At 70.7% G+C, this 17,696-nt stretch carries 9 protein-coding genes; 3 read left to right on the top strand and 6 right to left on the bottom strand.

The genetic code is table 11. The features are described from left to right. Window positions 1–56: 56 nt before the first annotated feature. Window positions 57–1,061 carry a (p)ppGpp synthetase gene (locus Q9R27_RS13640; protein WP_311252937.1) on the bottom strand — a complete coding sequence of 335 codons (1,005 nt, stop codon included), beginning with the start codon at window positions 1,059–1,061 and terminating at the stop codon, window positions 57–59. A 22-nt stretch (window positions 1,062–1,083) separates the two neighbouring features. After that, a complete protein-coding gene (locus Q9R27_RS13635) occupies window positions 1,084–2,541 on the bottom strand; it encodes an aldehyde dehydrogenase family protein (protein ID WP_311252936.1) in 1,458 nt (485 codons plus the stop codon). Window positions 2,542–2,694: 153 nt separating this feature from the next. Between Q9R27_RS13635 and Q9R27_RS13630 the strand changes: the two genes are divergently transcribed. Together Q9R27_RS13630 and Q9R27_RS13625 are read left to right on the top strand one after the other, a co-directional pair. Continuing rightward, window positions 2,695–5,739: a BTAD domain-containing putative transcriptional regulator gene (locus Q9R27_RS13630; protein WP_311252935.1), complete on the top strand. Its 3,045-nt coding sequence runs from the start codon at window positions 2,695–2,697 to the stop codon at window positions 5,737–5,739. Window positions 5,740–5,833: 94 nt separating this feature from the next. After that, complete coding sequence (locus tag Q9R27_RS13625) at window positions 5,834–12,622, top strand: PKD domain-containing protein (RefSeq protein ID WP_311252934.1); 6,789 nt, start codon at window positions 5,834–5,836, stop codon at window positions 12,620–12,622. Between the two features lie 12 nt (window positions 12,623–12,634). On the opposite strand, the gene Q9R27_RS13620 is transcribed toward Q9R27_RS13625, so the two are convergent. Then, the gene (locus Q9R27_RS13620; RefSeq protein WP_311252933.1) at window positions 12,635–13,423 is read right to left on the bottom strand and encodes a putative protein N(5)-glutamine methyltransferase; all 789 of its coding nucleotides are present in this window, start codon (window positions 13,421–13,423) and stop codon (window positions 12,635–12,637) included. A gap of 40 nt (window positions 13,424–13,463) precedes the next feature. Between Q9R27_RS13620 and Q9R27_RS13615 the strand changes: the two genes are divergently transcribed. Then, window positions 13,464–14,360 carry a M15 family metallopeptidase gene (locus Q9R27_RS13615; protein ID WP_311252932.1) on the top strand — a complete coding sequence of 299 codons (897 nt, stop codon included), beginning with the start codon at window positions 13,464–13,466 and terminating at the stop codon, window positions 14,358–14,360. Here Q9R27_RS13615 and Q9R27_RS13610 read toward each other — a convergent pair. From Q9R27_RS13610 to Q9R27_RS13600, 3 genes are all read right to left on the bottom strand, one after another. Beyond that, window positions 14,341–15,408, bottom strand: a complete 1,068-nt coding sequence (locus tag Q9R27_RS13610; protein ID WP_311252931.1) for a hypothetical protein — start codon at window positions 15,406–15,408, stop codon at window positions 14,341–14,343. The two genes, Q9R27_RS13615 and Q9R27_RS13610, sit on opposite strands and share 20 nt — an antisense overlap. Then, window positions 15,405–15,689 (bottom strand): hypothetical protein, encoded by a 285-nt coding sequence (locus Q9R27_RS13605; protein WP_311252930.1) that lies wholly within the window; start codon window positions 15,687–15,689, stop codon window positions 15,405–15,407. Before Q9R27_RS13605 ends, Q9R27_RS13610 begins: the two co-directional genes overlap by 4 nt. Window positions 15,690–15,807: 118 nt before the next feature. Beyond that, complete coding sequence (locus Q9R27_RS13600; protein ID WP_311252929.1) at window positions 15,808–17,685, bottom strand: penicillin-binding transpeptidase domain-containing protein; 1,878 nt, start codon at window positions 17,683–17,685, stop codon at window positions 15,808–15,810. Window positions 17,686–17,696: the final 11 nt, after the last annotated feature.

The following is a 17,696-nucleotide window of genomic DNA, read 5'->3' as shown; positions in this document are numbered from 1 at the left end:
CGCGTTTCGGGGCCGAAACGGTGCATCTGCACCCGACGCAACCGGGCAACGGCCGGTCAGGGGCGGATCTTCTCCAACCGGTCGGCCAGCAGGCCGGTGCGGTGCGCATTGCCGTGCAGCCCGACGTACCGGGCACCGAAGACCGCCAGCAGTACGTCGTCCAGGCGGCGTACCACGCCGGGTGGGTACTTGTAGCCCATCCGTTCGTTGATCGCTGCCCGGTCGATGGTCGAGAGCAGCCCCTGCAGCTCGTCGAGGGAGACGATGCCCAACTCGAGCAGCAGCCCGGAGATCCAGCCGTAGTGGTCCGCGCGTGACCACTCGGCGTCCGGGAAGATGCCGGCCAGGAAGGTGGCCAGTTCCTTGGCGTCGATGCGCGGGTCCTCGTCGTCGGCCGGGGAGCGCTCGTCGACCACGCTGGTGCGGATCCGGTCGCGGATCTTGGAAAACTCGCGGTCGGCCAGTTCCAGCAGTCCCGCGGCCAGGGTGAAGCGGCGGTCCAGGTCGGTGGCGTGCTCGTCGGGGATCGTCCCCTTGTAGCGGATGTCGTGCTCGAACTCGGCCCATGCGTGCTGCAGCACGGTGCGGATCTGGACGCTGGCCCGCAACCCGCGCAGCCCGGAGTACGCCGCGGAATCGTCGGGGTCCTCGGGGTCGTCCGCGTCGGGGGTCAGCAACACGTGGCGACTCGAATATCCCCACCGTCCCTGGCGGGCGTTCTCGGCGCCGAGGTCGCGGTCGTCGAGGATGGTGAACTCACCGGCGAGCAGGTCGGCGACAGCGGCCACGTCACTGTGCACGTAGGTGATCACCCGCACCCCGATCTGGTCGGTGATCTCCTCGAGCGGATCGTCGTACGCCGCCGAGCCGTCCGGGGTCCGGGTCGCCTTGTCCGCGAACGAGGCGACCGACTTGGTCCGTCCGGTGACCGAGAGGTAGTTGATGCCCGCGTCGTCGAGGAGGCCGGTGACCAGGTCGACGTACTCCCCGGTGGCCCGCCGCAGCGCCGGCTGCATCGCGGCGTAGGCCTGGACCGCCGCGGCGATGGGCGAGGGCTGCACGCGCCTGGGCTTGCGAGGCACCTCAGCGCCCGTAGATGAACTTGACCAGCTTGCCGAGCCGCTCGTCCGTCTTCGCGTCGCGGGCCAGCGTGGTCAGCGCCAGCGCCGGCTTCATCCGCTGCCGGGTGACGGACTTGGCATAAGTGAACTCACGCAGACCATCGGCGCCGTGGATCCGGCCGAACCCGGACTCGCCGATGCCGCCGAACGGCAGTGAGGGCACCCCGGCGAAGGCGATCACCGCGTTGATCGCGGTCATCCCCGACCGCAGCCGCCAGGCCAGTTCCTCGGCACGCTTGCGGCCGAAGACGGTGCCGCCCAGCCCGTACGTCGTGGCGTTGGCCAACTCGACGGCCTCGTCCATGTCGCGCACCTTGCGCACCGTGACGGTGGGACCGAAGGTCTCCTCGGTGACAGCGGTCGAGTCCTCGGGCACGTCGACCAGGACGGTGGGCTGCACGAAGCGCTCCCCGACCGCGTCCGGTCCGCCGACCACGGCCCGGCCACCCCGGGCCAGCGCGTCGTCGATGTGGCGGCGGACCACGTCGAGCTGCTTCGGCATCGTCATCGGGCCATAGTTCCCGTCGGCGGCACCGCGGGCACCGGAGGCGATCCGGGTCAGTTCGCCGAGGAACTCGTCGTACACCCGCTCGTGGACATAGACCCGCTCCACGCCGGTGCAGGTCTGGCCGGCGTTGGAGAAGGCACCCCAGGCGGCAGCGTCGGCCGCGGCGGCGATGTCGGCGTCCTCGTCGACCAGGAGCGGGTCCTTGCCGCCGGCCTCGATGATCACCGGGATCAGCTTCTCCGCGCAGGCGGCCATGATCCGCTTGCCGGTCGGACCGGAGCCGGTGAAGGCAAGCTTGTCGATGTCGGCGCGGCAGAGGGCGGCGCCGGTCTCGCCGAAGCCGGTGACCACCGAGAAGATCGACTGATCGTGGAGCACGTCGCCCAGGGAGTCGGCGAGCCACACACCCACGCCCGGGGTGTGCTCACTGGGCTTGAAGACCACCGGATTGCCGGCCGCCAGGGCATAGGAGATCGAGCCCATCGGGGTGAAGACCGGGTAGTTCCAGGGTCCGATCACGCCGACCACGCCGAGCGGGCGGTATTCGAGTTGCGCGGCCTGGTTGGCCATCAGCAGGCCCGGCGACATCCGGCGCCGGCCGAGCACCTTCTTCGCGTTGGCGGCGGCCCACTGCAGGTGGTCCAGGGCGAGGGTGGCCTCGAGCAGGGCGTCGGGCCGCGGCTTGCCGGTCTCGAGGTGGACCACTTCGACCAGTTCGTCGAGCCGGTGGGTGATCACCCGGCGCCAGCGGTCCAGCACGTCCTTGCGGCCATCGAAGCCGATCGAGGTCCACCACTCGACCATCGCCCGGGCGCGCGCGACCGTGGCGTCGACGGCGGCGGCGTCGTCGACGGGGTGGGTGCCGACCACCTCTCCGGTGGCCGGGTTGAGGGAATCGAACTTCTCGGTCATGGCTGCTCCTCGGGCCGGGTGTGCTCCGAGGCTATTGCCCGCCCCCGGGCACCACAACTGACCACTCCACGAGCAGTCCGTTTCCGCTGACACGGAGGCAGTCGGCTGGCTACCCTCCCGGCAGGGGAGTCGTGCCCAGCAGAGGAGGACGAGATGCGTTGGCGCCTCGATGTCTTCGGCGAGACCCGACTGCTCGACAACGATGGGACCCAGGTCGCACTCACCCGCACCCAGCAGCGCCTGTTGGCCCGACTCGCCCTGGCCGACGGGGCGCCGAGCAGCCTGACCAGCCTGATCGACGCCCTGTGGGAACAGGAGCCCCCGGCCAGTGCCCGGGCCGCCGTGCAGAACCAGGTCAGTCGCCTCCGGGCCGTGGCCGACACCTCCCTGATCGACACGCAGCCTGAGGGATACGTGCTCGGTGCCCGGTCCAACGTGGCCGACTTCCTGGCCGATGTTGCCCAGGCCGAGGAAGCACTACTCGCCGGGGACATCGCCGCCGCCTTCGACGCCGCGGAACGTGCCGTGGACACCCGGGGCCGCGTGCCCTACGCAAGCCTGGGCGAGCAGCGCGCGGCTCTCTCGGCCCGGGCATTGGTGAGCCAGGCGGTCCGGGTCGCCGAGGATGTCCGCTTCGATGCCGCACTCGGGCTGGGCCGGCTCGGGTGGGCACTGGTCGAGGCCCAGCGTCTTGCGGGGGCTACTCCACACGACTCCGGCCGGGCCGTCCGCCTGGCCCGCGCACTGGACGCCCACGGCCGCCGCGGCGACGCCCTGGCCGCGCTCTCCGACTTCCGCCGCCGGGTCCGCTCCGATCTGGGCATCGAGGCCGGCGCCGAGATCGAGACCGAGCAGACGCGCCTGTTGCGCTCCTCCGGTCCGCACGACGCCAACTCACGGCGCCCCTTCGTCGGCCGCGAGGACACCGTGGAGCACCTCGTCGCATCAGCTCGACGCGGTGGCCTGGCCTGGTTGCACGGCGAGCCCGGGGTCGGCATCTCCCGATGCATGGACCGAGTCCGGGCCAGGCTGATCGCCGAGGGCTTCTCGGTGGGCTCTACCCGCTGTCCGGCCCATGCCGGTCCCCCCGGCTCCCCACTGCTGGACCTGATCGACGACCTGGGCGTCGAGGCCGACCACGACCGCGGTGTGTTGGGGGCCTTCCTGGAGGCGGTGCGGCATCGCGCGATGCACCGACCGGTCGCCCTGCTGGTCGACGACTGGCAGCACACCGGACCCTCCACGCGGTCGGCGCTGCGCAGCGCAGCGGACCTGCCCCGAGTGACGGTGGTGCTCGGTGCCCACGGCGCGCCGGACCCGGCAGAGGGCGGCACCGTGGTCGAGTTGACCGGACTTGACCCGGAATCCGTTGCCCGGATGGTCGCGGCCGACCCTGCCGTCGACCCGGGTGTCGACCCGCTCGAGCTGCACCGGCTCAGCGGCGGCAACCCACTGCTGGTCGAGGTGTTGCTGCACGCTGACCGGGACGCGGCCGGCGCCGGTCCCGGCCTGACCCCCGTGCTCGACCAGGTCTTCGCCGCACGCATCAGCGACCTCTCCCGTCCCGAGCGTCAACTCCTCGAGATCGCAGCCATCGCCGGGGACGGCGCCCCGGTTGCCCTGGTCGATGCGGTGTGGCGCGGGGAAGGGCCCACGCAATGGCCCGCCGGCCTGGTCGAGGAGCACGAGGGCCTGGTCCGCTTCCGGCACCCGGCGTTGCGCACCGCGGCCTATCGCCAGGTCGACGCAGGACGCCGCTCGGAGATCCACCACGCGCTGGGGTCGGCGGCCGAGCGGCACCGTGCGCCAACAGCCACCGTCGCGGCACACCTGGTCGAGGCCGCGGACCTGGACCCGGTCGCGGCGTACGACGCGGTGATGCGGGCCGGCGAGGACGCCACCGTGGCCGGCCTGCACCAGGACGCCGCGGCCTGGTTCCACCGGGCACAGGACCTGGTCAGGCACGGCACGCATCCTGAACGGGACCGGTGGCTGGCCCGGATCGCCGAAGGGGACGCGCTGCGCTTGTCCGGCGACCCGCGCCACGTCGACCTGCTCCTGGAGGCGGCCCAGGCGGCGATCGCACTGGGCGAGACCGACCTGCTGGCCCGGGCGGCGTACGCACTGCTGCAGTTGGGTGCGACCAGTGACGTGGCCGATCCCCCGGCCCGGGTCCGGACCGTGATCGACGCCGCGCTGGAGATCGCCGACGACGAGGTTTCCGCTCCGTTGCGCGCTGCCGCCAGCCTGACCTGGTCACTGAGCGGGAACGCGGCCACCAGCCGGGAGCTTTTCGTCGCCGCCGAGCGGGCCGCGGTGACCGATGAGGCAAGGCGCCGCACCCTGCCCTTCGCCTACATGGCGCTGGGCCTGCCCGGCGATCTGGCCGAACGTGAGCAGATCGGTCGCGAACTGCTGGGCCTGGGTCGCGACGCGGCGGACCCGGTGGCCAGTTTCGAGGCGCACCACCTGCTCTTCTCCGCCGGCCTGCAACGTGGCGACGGACGCGGCGTACGTCGCTCCCTGGCCGCGATGAACGACCTGGTGGATCGGGTCGGGGACGTGGGTCGCCGGTGGCAACTGCTCTATCAACGGGCGACGATCGCGCACCTGCAGGGCGACGATGCGGCCGCCGAGAAGCTCAGCGAGGACGCCCTGACCATGTTCCAGGTCGTCTCGCCGAACCGGGCCCTGGCCGCCTATTTCGGCCAGGTGTTCGCGATCCGGATGACCCAGGGCCGCACCGGCGAACTCAGCGAGGTGCTCCGTGGCCTGGTGGACGAGCAGCCGGGGATCCCGGCCTGGCACGCGGCGTTGGCGCTCAGCCTGGCCAGCACCGGCAGCGCCGAGGACCGTCCTGCCGCCGTCGAGCACGTGCACCAGGCCAGGGAGTTGGCCGAGGCGGACCTGACCTGGCTGGCCTGTCACCTGGTCGCCGGACGGGCGGCGGCCGGCGTCGGCGACCGAGCCTTGTCGCGCCTCCTGGTGGCGGACCTCACCGAGTGGTCCGGGCGCGGTTGCTGGCAGGGCACTTGCAGCTATGGTCCCGTGGACACGGTCCTGGCCATGCTCCATGCCACGCTGGGCGACACGGCAGCCGCCCGACAGCATCGCGCGGCGGCCAAGGCGTTCGCCCAGTCCTTGGGCGCTCCCGTGTTCCTGATGGATCTGGAGAATTCACTGCCCGAGGATTGTTAGCAACCTGTTAGCACACCGCTGCTAACTTGCCGCCGGGGATGGTTCAGGCCGGACGGCCGGAGGCAAGGCATCGCAGCGCAGATGGGGATGCAAGGTGCGAATTCACAGGATCATTGCCGGGTCGACCGAGGTGGACCGCGGACGCAGAGGTCGTCGCTGGCTGGCCACGCTGGTCGTCGCCCTGATGGCTGCCACCGGGCTGGTCTCGGCCATGCCGACACCTGCCCAGGCGGCGCTGCACAACCTCTTCCCCGCCGACGCTGACGGGTTCCCCAAGGGACACTTCCGGGCCGACGAGGCCCTCTTCGTCACGCTGACCAGTGACATCCAGGGCGGCAAGGTCTGTGCGGTGCCCGCCTCGGTGACCAACCCCGCCAGCGCGGACTGCACCAAGCCACGCTGGGGCTCGGCCAACCAGTACGTCGGCTTCGGCACCCTGCTCGGGATGCCCCTGGAGGCACCACTGCTGCCGGTGGGCACCTGGAAGTTGCTGGCCACCGACAAGGACGGCAAGAACGGCAACGAACTCTCCGAGCCCTTCACCGTGGTCTCCTGCTCCCCCACGTGCGACACCTCCGCGGCCATGTCGCAGTTGCAGCCGTGGAAGGACCTGGCCCGCAGCCGGATCCCATCGGTGGATGCCCAGAAAAAGGCGGTGGCCGTCGACATCGCCACCCGGACCCACAAGATCGTCCAGGGCTACTACTCCGGCCTGGGCTTCGGACTGGCTGCGGGATTGATCGGCGCCGCCTGGGCCGCAGCGGACTTCGACTTCGTGGTGCCGAGCACCACCGACCTGGCCAAGGCCCTCTACAAGGAACTCACCGCCAGCACCGAGCAGATGTATCGCGACATCGCCGACGATCCGCCCCGCGACGACTTCGACGTGGCCACGGTGCCCGAATTCACCCCGGTGCAGACCTTGGTCCCGGACGTCTCACTGAACCCCGCCCAGACCGACCTGGTCAACGCGTGGCTGGATGCCTGGATGCGGGTGGAGGCCTACGGCAAGGCCTCCCGGATCGCCAACGAGCGCTATCAGGGCGCCGTCATCGCCGGCGACCACGAGGCGGCGTACGAGCAGGCCCGGGCCGCGGCAAACCTGACCTTCGACCTGAACACCTGGCTGCGCACGCTGCAGGAACTGCAACCGGCGGTGGCTGCGATGGGCTGGGCCAACGAGCCCCTGGTCACCGCCCCCGACGGTGCATCACCGGCCGACTTCTGGACCGACACCCTGGCCGAGATCGACCAGGTCCACGCCGACGGACTCACCGCCGAACAACGGACCGCACTGCTCACCTGCAGCTTCGCCACCCAGCACGCCGACGACTGCCAGGTCACCACTGCCATGGTCGACCAGTTGGAAACGGCACTGGCCGACCCCGACCTGGTCGCCGACCTGCACGCCCTCGGCCCGACCAGCACCCTGGCCGAGGGGATGGACGAGATCACCGCCGGCCTGACCGACACGATCGCAGGTTTCGATGCCTTCGCCCGTTGGATGCTGCTGGTCGCCGCTGACGAACAGGCCCTGTTGCCCGACCAGGAGCCGAACCGGCCTCCGGTCTCCGCGTTCACCGCCTCGGCCACCGCCGGGAGCAGCCCGCTCACCGTCACCTTCACCGCGCAGGCCACCGACCCCGACGGGGACGACCTGGGGTTGCGTTGGGACATCGCCGGTGCCCGGTTCGTCGACGACGAGACCACGGTGACCCACACCTTCACCACCCCGGGCGAATACTGGATCTCGTTGGTCGCCACCGACCCCGAGGGAGCCTGGCACCAAGCCGTGCAGAAGGTCTCGGTCTTCCCACCCGCCGACGGCACCAACCAGGCACCGGTGGCCAGCTTCACCCCGACGACCGTGGACCAGGTCGGTCCCTTCGAGCAGACCTTCACCTCCACCTCCACCGACCCGGACGGTGATCCGCTGACCGAGACCTGGTATTTCGGCGACGGCACCAGTTACACCGGTCCCACCGTGACCAAGACCTTCCCGGCGGGCTTCCAGATGAGCGTGGTGCTCCAGGTCAGCGACGGACGGCTGACCGCGCAGGCCTCCGGCGAGGTGACCTCACGCGGTGGCACCCCGAACCAGGCGCCGGTGGCCGGCTTCACCGCCGACCCGGCAGCCGGTACGTCGCCGCTGGAGGTGCTCTTCACCTCCACCTCGAGCGATCCCGACGGCGACCCGTTGACCCACACCTGGTTCTTCGGCGACGGGCAGCAGGGCTCCGGCGCCAGCGGAGTGATCGCCCACACCTACACCAACCCTGGCACCTACACCGCGACGCTGGTGGTCAGTGACGGCCGGGCCAGCACGAGCACCACCACAACGATCACGGTGAGCCTGGCGCCGGTCCCACTGGCGGCGGCGTACGGGGTGGACAAGGGGTACGACGCAGCCTCGGCGTTGAGCGGGGCGGGCATCCTGGACACCGGGATCAACCAGCGTCCCAACAATCCGGTCAGCAACCTGCTGCTCCCGGGCGGCAGTTGGCTGAGCGTCGAGGGGACGACCACCGAGCAGAGCGTGATCGTGCGGCTGGCCGGCAACGGCACCGACGTGGTCGACCGGGTGCAGTTGCGCACCAGCAGCTCCACGGGCACGGTGAAGACCTTCTCGATCGCACTCAGCGACGGCGCGAACCCGTTCGGTGACTACACCACCGTGCTGGACCACGAGGAACTGGCGCGGGCCACGGAGAGCCAGGAGTTCTCCTTCGCCGCCACCCAGGCCCGGTTCCTCAAGCTGACCGCACACGACAACCACGGTGCGGGCCACCTGCGGCTGGAGCAGTTGTCCGTCCCGACCCGACAACGACACGGAGGGATCGTCTCGCTGGATGCGGGGATCCCGGCAACGATCACCTCGGCCAGCAGTGAGTTCAGCGACAGCTACCTGGCCGCCAACACGCTGCGCCCCGACAACTCCTACTGGTCCAGCGTGCAGGGCGACACCAGTGACCAAGCGTTCCGCATCGCGCTCGGCGGTGAGGCCCCCCACGACGTGGACCGGGTCGTGCTGCGCGGCAGCAACAGCGCACGCTCGGTGCAGGCCTTCGAGGTGTGGACCTCGGCCACCGGGGCCGAGGGAAGCTTCGCCAAGGTCGGCGAGGGCAGTCTGGCGCGCAGCACCGCCGGCCAGGAGTTCGCCCTCACCCCGTCCTCGGCCAGCCATGTCGAGTTGCGCCTGCTCACCAACCACGGTGATCCCAACTACCTGTACCTGACCGAGGCCCGGGTGCTCACCGGCCACGGCCTCAACGTTGCTGACGGCACCGGAGTCGGAGCCACCCTGCTCGACTTCTCCAGTGAAGCCACCGCCGCCGCCAACGCCATCGCGCCGGACACCGCTCGCAGCCATTGGCAGACCCCCCGGGGACAGGCCACCGACCAGCACCTCACCGTGCTGTTGCGCAATGGTGCCCGGGCGATGGTCGACCGGGTCTCGGTCGCGTCCGACGCCTATCGACCACGGGACGTGGAGATCGAGGTCTCCGAGGACGGCACCACCTGGACCAGCGTGGCGCGGCGCATCCTGCTCGACACCAACGGTGAGCAGTGGCTCACCTTCGCTCCGGTGGCCGCTCGCCAGGTTCGTCTGGTGGTCCACGACAGTTGGCACGCCGAATATCTCCGGGTCAACCGATTCCGGGTCTTCAGCATCGACCGGGGCAGTCACCAGGCCGTGCCCTTCACCGACCGCTCCAGTGGTACGCCGGTGACCTGGGCGTGGGACTTCGGTGACGGCACCACCTCGACCGAGCAGCACCCGACGCACACGTTCCCCGGACCCGGCAGCTATCCGGTGAGCCTGGTGGTGACCGACGCCGACGGTGGCAGCGACACCGTCTCCGGCCACTACACCGTGCCGGCCACGCCGACCATCGCCATCGACACGGCCACGCTCGAGGTGAACGAGCGCGCCGGCGTCGCCTTGGCCGCACGCGGGTCGGGCGTGGTCGAATGGACCTGGGATCTCGACTACGCCCAGCCCAACACCACATCCGGGACCATCAACGCGAGTTTCCCCGACCAGGGCAGCTACACCGTCCGACTCGGCGGCCTCTCCGCGGACTGGTTGCCGCTCGACCAGGTGAGCGCGGAGTTCACGGTGGCCAACGTGGCGCCCACCGTGACGTTGGGGGCGCCCGCCTCCGGGCTGGCCCAGGACCCGATCACCCCCAACGTCAGCGCGGTCTCCGACCCCGCCGACCCGATGACCTGCACCTGGGACTGGGGGGACGGCTCCGCACCGGCGGTGGTGCCGAACTGCAATACCTCCAGCGCCCGGGTCCCCCATGCCTATGCCACCCCGGGCAGTTACACCACCACCCTCACCGTCGATGATGGTGACGGTGGGGTCACCTCGGCGAGCGTCGAACTCACCGCACTGATCCGCCCGACCTTCCTGCAGGTGATCAGCACCGAGGCTGTCGGCCAGGACCGGAAGGTCACCGTCCGCCTGCTCGATTCCACCAGCGGCGCCGGCGTGTCCGGCGCACCGGTGCAGCTGGGAGCCGACGTCGGCACCAGCCGCAACGGAACCACGGACGACGACGGTTACGTGACACTCACGTTGCCGGACGCGGCCGCCGCGGAGGAACTCACCGCCACCTTCGCCGGCACCGTGGTCCATGACGCGTCGACCCTGAGCCGGGCCGTGCGCGCACCCCGGGCAGACATCGTCTTCGCCGTCGATGAGTCCGGCAGCATGGGCGGCGTACAGGCAACGGTCCGGGCTCACCTGCAGACCATCGCCCAAGGGTTGGCTCCCAGCCTGGACTACCGGCTGGCCGTCGTGGGCTACGCGAGTGGCTACAACCCCCTGCCCAACATGGGCAACGTGCACTCTCCGCTGAGCGACGACGTGTCCGCCTTCTACCGGGCTGCGAACAATCTGCATGCAATCGGCGGCAACGCCCAGGGATTCGAAGCGGCAACCGTCGCCTCGGGCTATCGGGTGGTGCCGAACACCGCAGAAGGTGAGTTGGTCGAGCACGGCGAACTCGTCTTCCGGCCCAACGCGGCAGCCTGCGTGGTGATGATCACCGACGGCTCGGCGACCGAGATCAACGACTCCTCCGCCGCCAAGACGACCAGGGCCCACGCCGGGCAGGCACTGGCGGACCGCGGCGCCGTGCTCTTCGCGATCACCAACCAGGACCAGGCCAGCCTCGACGCGTATGGGGTCAACGGCGGCCTCGCCGGCTCCTCCGGCGGCGACTGGTGGTACGTGGCCGATTTCGTCCGCGACCCGCAGCCGGTGTTGGAGTCGCTGATCGCCAAGTGCGTGACCAAGGCATCGACCCCCGACCTCTCGGTCGCCGTGGACGGTCCGGCCACGGTCGCCGGTGCCGACGACTTCACGGTGACCGTCACCGCGACCAACGAGGCCGCGATCGATACTCCGATGGTGGCACTCACCGCGACCGTGCCCATGGGTCTCCACTTCGTCTCCGCGTCCGCGGGCGGCACCTATGACCAAACGAGCCGGCACGTGTCCTGGCCCGCCTTCGACCTGGCCTCCGGCGACGACGCGGCGCGCACCATGGTGCTGAAGGCGGAGACCGCTGCGCTCGCACCCGGAAACCATCCGTTCTCGATCAGCGCTTCCGTTGACTACAACGGATCGTTGGGCGTGGAGAGCGACCTGACCAACAACAACGCCAGCGGGATCGCCACCGTCCACGTGCCCGAGCCGGACCCGACGTACGACGCCGGGATCACCGTCAGCACCCCGGCCGCCGTCGAGGCGGGTGAGGAGTTCGACTGGACGCTCACCGTGACCAACCACGACAGTCCGAGCAGTGGCGTGACGGTTCTCCAGGAGGTGCCCGAACGGTTGGTCGTCGTCGACCTCGAGCTGCCCGGCGGCTGGACCAATGCGCACGGGACGGAGCTGATCGGCGCCCACCCGGACGGGACCACGCCCGGCACCTGGCTGGTGCTGCTTGGCCCGGCAACCTTCGACCAGGCCGTCGTGGTGACCGTGACCGCGGAGCTGACCGCGTTGCCCCCACCGACCGTCGTCGATGACGAGGGACCGCTGGACGAGAACCTCCCCGCCTTGGCGCGGGTGCCCGCGAATGAGCTGACGGGCACGGCCTGCGTGAGCGTCGACGCCGATGGCGTGAGCAGCAATGACTGCGCCGACCTCGTGGTGCCGCTGGAGGACATCGTGGCCGCGGTGACGGTGCGCCTCTTCGCGGGGATCACTCACCTGATCATCAGCGTGGACACCACCGAGGCGCTGGCCGGCAAGCCGGTGACCCTCACCTGGACGCCGGGCCGGGAAGCGAGTCCGGAGCAGCTCGTGCTCACCGACCTGGCCCTCGGGCGACACCACGTGGTGCGCTGGCCCGGCGCCTCCTTCGAGGACGGCGAGGTCAGCGCCTGGCCGGGATGGCGGGCGCCCTTGGAGACCGATCGCGACAACGAGGGGAACCTGCTGGACCCGGTGACCGGGCTGGTCCTGGGGCCCACGGAGTTGCGCGACGTCTTCCGTGGCACCCTGCTCCTCGACCCGACACTGCCCGGCGCAGGATGGCGCGAGGAGTCGACGCTGACCTTCAGTGCCAACCCGAGCGTTTCGGCCACCGTGGCCTACCGCGAGGTGGTGCCGGCGGTGACGCCCCCGGAGCCGCCATCCCGCCCGGAGCCGCCATCCCGCCCGGAGCCCCCATCACCCAACGAGTCCCCTTCGGCTCAGCCCAGCAGTCCCCCTTCGGGCCCCGGAGACGCAGCCGACCGCGACGGCATTCCGGACGTGGGCTCCGACGTGCCCCTGTCCTGGCTCATCTCGGCCCTGGTGCTGCTCGGCAGTGGCCTGCTGCTGCTGGGAAGGAACCGGATCCCGAGGCAGCGGCGTCGCTGACCGGGCACCGGGTCAGCGACGACTGGATCGGGGGCGGGTCGCGGTGAGCACCGAGTCTGCCACCGCGACCTCCAGGCCCCGCGTCTCGGCGTACGACGCGAGGGCTTCGACCTGCCCCCCGGCCACCTCGATGTGGACCGAGCCATCCCGTGCCAACCAGTCCGGGGCGTCCTCGAGCACGCGGCGGGCCAGCGTGAGGCCGTCGCTGCCCCCGTCCAGGGCAATCCGTGGCTCGTGCTCACGCGCTTCGGGCGGCAACAGTGCCACCTCGCCGGTCGGCACGTACGGCGTGTTGGCCAGCAGCACGTCGATCCGGCCGCGCAGGCGGGTCGGCAGCGCGGCATAGAGATCTCCGACGTGGACCTGTCCGCGTCCGGCCAGGTTGAGCCGCGCCCAGCGCGCTGCCTCCGCGGTCAGGTCGGCGGCATGCAACTCGATCACCGGCGGCCGTCGGAGCCGTCCCAGCTCGGTGACCAACCCCAGCCCCAGCGCTCCACTGCCACAGCACAGGTCGACCACGACCAGCTTGTCGGAGCCCCGGCAGCGGGCGACGGCGACGTCGACCATCGCCTCGGTGCGCCGCCGTGGCACGAAGACCCCTGGACCGACGGCGACCCTCAGTCCGCGGAACCCGGCCCACCCGACGACGTACTCCAGGGGGAGCCCGGCGACCCGTTGCCCGGTCAGCCGGCGCAAGTGCGGCTCATCGACGGCCGCCTCGCGCAACAGTGCCGCCTCCTGTTCCGCGAAGACGCAGCCCGCGGCGCGCAGCGCGTCGACGATCGGGTCGGGAGCGGTCACCGGGACAGTCTCCCGTACGCCGCCGGCGTACGCTCGCAGAGTGAGGATCCAGGGAGCCGTTGCCTCCGCTGCCGTCCTGGTGGCTGCGCTGGCTGCCGGCTGTGGCGGTTCGGTGGACGAGGCGGCTCCGCCGGTGACCCCGGCGAGCACACCGACCACACAGGCGAGCGCCCCTTCCAGCCCCGCCGACCCGTCGAGGGTGCCCGCGACGTCCCCCTCGCCCGAGCCGGGCACCGTGCCTCCGGAGTGGCTCGGGACCCGGATCCTGCCCCGCACAGAGAGCGGATACGGCGAGGTCCGCGCGACCCCGCCCGAGTTGGTGAACCGACGCTTCACCCTGCCCGACCAGGTGCCGATGTTGCCCGGCGACGGGTTCGCTTCGCGGATCACCAGCCCACCGCCGGACGAGGTGATCGCGCGATCGACCTGGCAGCCGGGGTGCCCGGTCGGGGTCGATGACCTGGCCTGGATCCGGCTCACCTTCCATGGCTTCGACGGGGAGCGGCACACCGGCGAACTGCTCGTGAATGCGCGGGTGGCCGACGACATCGTCGCCGTCTTCGCCGACTTGTGGGACGCGGAGTTCCCGATCGAGCAGATGGTGATCGCCCGGCAGACCGAACTCGACGCGCCGCCCACCGGGGACGGCAACGGCACCGGCGCCTTCAACTGTCGACCGACGACCGGCAGCAGCTCGTTCAGCCAGCACGCCTATGGCCTGGCCATCGACGTCAACGCGTTCCAGAACCCGTACCAGAAGGGCGACGTGGTCCTGCCCGAACTGGCCGCCTCCTACCTGGACCGGGCCAACGTGCGACCGGGGATGATCCTTGCCGGAGATCCCGTGGTGCGAGCGTTCGCCCGGATCGGCTGGGAGTGGGGTGGTGCCTGGCGGACCCTAGAGGACTACCAGCACTTCAGTGAGAACGGCCGCTGACCGGCACGGGTGCTGCCGTGGACTCCGACAGGATCCGCTTCTCCTTCTCCGAGGCCCGCAGCGGCGTCACCTGCGCCGGAGCCGGCGTCGGAGGTGGCGCGATGCGCTGGCCGGAGCATCCTTTACCGTAGAAGCTGTCGACTGCCTTGTTCATCCAGGAGCTCACCACCGCACCGGACCCGCCACCGATCACCGGCCCGGCAAACGGGGTGACCACCGCTGCAGTGAGCATTCCCGCCCCGGCTGCGGCTCCACGAGAGAGCAATGCCTGCTGGGTCGACTCGCCGGCCTGCAGGTCGTCATGGACGCCGAGCAGGAAGAGGACCGGTCCGGTCGGTACGCCCTTCGTGCCGGACTTGGGAGCGTGGATGCCCGGCATCCTCGGCTCCATGACCGCCGGCGAGCAACCCGCCAGCACCTCCGCGGAGCTGATCGCGCGCTGGGTCCACATCTCGGTGTGGGCGATCATCTTCGGGGCGTGCACGGCCAGCAGGTCCGACGAGGAGCCACTGACCAGGAGGGTGCCGGTGAACTCCTGGACGAAGGCCATGTTGGCCCGGATCACGCCGAGCTCTTCCTCGAGGCGGGCATGCCATTGCTCGACCACCTGGTCCCGGGCGAACTGGATCTCGGCGTAGCTCGTGGAGAGTTCGTCGATCCGTGCACCAGCCCCGTTGTTGATGTAGTCCAGGATCGGCGAGCGGACCTTCTCGCCATCGAGGACCAGGTCCTTGCTGACCGCCTCGGCCCGGATCTCGGCCATCCGGTCCTGGAAACCGGCGAGCGCCGCGCCGAGGGCAGCAACCCGGCCACCCATCTCCAGTGCGAGCTTGCCCAACTGGTCACCGGCCATCGCCAGTTCACCGGCGGCGTCCCGGAAGGCGGCACCGGACTCCCCCTGCCACCCCTCCTCCAGTGTCGCCCGGTGGAGGACAGCTGCGTCGGCCAGGGCCTGGAGCTCCGGGGCGAGCGCATCGGCAAGGAACGTGGCCGCGGAGTCGAAGTGGGCTGGCGTGCCCGCCAGGTGGGTGTCGATCTCGTAGCTCACGTCTCCTCCAGCCGGTAGTAGGAGACCGCCTGTCCCGCGTCGGTGAGTTCAGCGTCGCGTTGGCACAGTCCGATCGCGGCCGCCAGCCAGCCGGCCTCGCCAGCCAGGATCGACCCGGCCTCGAGTTGGGCAGCCATGATCACGCCCACCACTGCCTCCGCGGCGCCGAAGTCACCACCGGTAGGCGCCCCGGTGGCCACCGCATCAAGTGCATCCCCGGCGGTGTAGAGCCCGACCCGGGCCCGGTTCATCAGTTCGTAGTCGATCACCGTCACGCTCATGGCGGGTTCCTTCCGGCTCGGCATCGGTCACCCGATCGTTCCCCGCCACCGACCCCGCCACAACCGGCCCTGCGCCGACCTGTGGATAACTCCGCCAGGACCGTGGTCGGTCACCGCCTCAGCGGAGCATCTGCTCCAGCAGCGGCCCGGCGGTGCGCGACCCGGACTCCCCGGTCTCCACGAAGACGGCCACGGCCAGGTCGTCGGTGGTGCCGATCATCCACGCGTGGGTGGGCAGTGATCCGTCCTCGGCGGTGCCGTACTCGGCGGTGCCGGTCTTGGCCTCCACCTCGCCCGGCACGTCGCCCAGGAAGGAGCCCGGTCCCTCGGTGACCACGGCGCGCATCAGCGTTCGCAACTGGCGCGCCTCGTCGGTGGTCAGCGGTTGGTTCGGTGCGACCTGCTCCACGTCGTACCCGCGGATCAGCTTCGGCACCACCGTGTGCCCCGAACGCACCGAGGCCGCCACTGCTGCCATTGCCATCGGCGAGGCGAGCACCTTGCCCTGGCCGATCTGGTCGGCAGCCTTCTCGGTCTCGCCGGCCGCCGGCGGCACCTGCCCGAAGTACGCCGGGAAGCCGAGGTCGTGGTCGACCCCGAGGCCCAGCGCTGCGGCTGCGTCGGCCAGGTCGTCGGTGCCGAGTTCGCCGCGCTCGTTGATGAAGGCGGTGTTGCACGACTGCGCGAACGCCTCACGCAGGGTGACCTCCCCGAGGCTGCCCGACGGATAGTCGTCGTAGTTCTTGAAGGTCTTGCCGTCCACGACGACCGTGGCCGGGCACTCCACCATGGATTCCGGCGTGAGCCCGGAGCGGAGCAGCGCCAGCGCGGTGACCACCTTGAAGGTGGATCCGGGCGCATACCGGGCCGCGGTGGCCGTGGTCTGTCCACCCGATCCGGGGCCGCTGGCGGCGGCCAGGATCTCCCCGGTCTCCGGGTCGAGGACCACGATGGCGCTGGCCGGTTCCACGTCGGCGAGCACGGTCTCGGCCTTGGTCTGCAGTGCGGTGTCCAGGGTCAGCTGCAGCGGCGTGCCGTCGACGGGTTCGGTGGCGAAGAGTTCGCGTTCGCCGTCCTCGCCGCCGACCGCCTCGACCTGGATCCCGCGGGTGCCGGCAAGTTGTACGTCGTACCGGGCCTGCAGGCCACCCAGTCCGGTCTGGTCACCGGCAGCCAGGCGGCCCTCGGAATTGTCGATCAGTTCCTTGGTCGCAGGCCCGACCCGGCCCAGCAACGGAGCGGCAAAGGTGCTGGTGGGAGCGAGCGGCATCTGCGCGCCGATCGAGACCGCGCCGGGGACATCGCCGTACGCCGGGTCGATGGTGCGGGCTTCCTCCTCGCGGAGCACGATCGCCTCGACGAACGCCTTCGGCCCCGACGCCTCGGCCCGCTTCACGTAGGCCTCCACGTCGACGTCGAGGAGTTCGGCGATCGCGGTGGCACTGTCGGTGACCTGGTCGGCCTCGATCTTCGTCTTGTCCAGGCCCAGGCGGCGTACGTCGCGGTTCGTCACGATCGGGTCGCCATTGCGGTCCAGGATGTCGCCGCGGCGCGGGGTGAGCAGGTCCACCTCGAGGCGCTCCCCGGCGACCAGTGACGGCTCGACGATGCCCGGGTCCCACGCCACCTGCCAGGTCTCCTCCACCCGGACCAGGTCGGCCGTTGACTGGTAGGTCCACTGCGCGCCGTGGACGTGCCACGTCCAGGTCAGCGTGGTGGTCGCCTTGTCGCCCTCGGGGTCCGCGGTGGCAGCAGTGACCACGACCTCCGCGTCGGCAAGGTCGGCGACGATCGCGTCGTACGCCGTTGCCGGGGTCTCGTCATCGACCTCGCCCGCAGCGCCGGTGAACGGTACGTCGGCCAGGTCGCGCGCGGTGAGCGCCTCGGCGAGTTGGGTGCCCACCGCCCCGGGGTCGCCGTCGTCGCCAAAGAGGCCGCACGCCCCCAGCGGCGCGAGCAGGGCAAGGACGGCGGGGAGGACCAGTGACCTGCGCATGGTCCCGATCA

This window comes from Nocardioides sp. AE5, from assembly GCF_031844485.1.
Classification (GTDB): Bacteria; Actinomycetota; Actinomycetes; order Propionibacteriales; family Nocardioidaceae; genus Nocardioides.
Note: the sequence above shows the minus strand (reverse complement) of the source record. Positions and strands in the feature narration are given on the sequence as shown.

Excerpts from the sequence above, each read along its gene's own strand:
- Q9R27_RS13635 (WP_311252936.1), bottom strand. The coding sequence starts at position 2,541 with ATGACCGAGAAGTTCGATTCCCTCAACCCGGCCACCGGAGAGGTGGTC.
- Q9R27_RS13630 (WP_311252935.1), top strand. The coding sequence starts at position 2,695 with ATGCGTTGGCGCCTCGATGTCTTCGGCGAGACCCGACTGCTCGACAAC.
- Q9R27_RS13605 (WP_311252930.1), bottom strand. The coding sequence starts at position 15,689 with ATGAGCGTGACGGTGATCGACTACGAACTGATGAACCGGGCCCGGGTC.
- Q9R27_RS13600 (WP_311252929.1), bottom strand. The coding sequence starts at position 17,685 with ATGCGCAGGTCACTGGTCCTCCCCGCCGTCCTTGCCCTGCTCGCGCCG.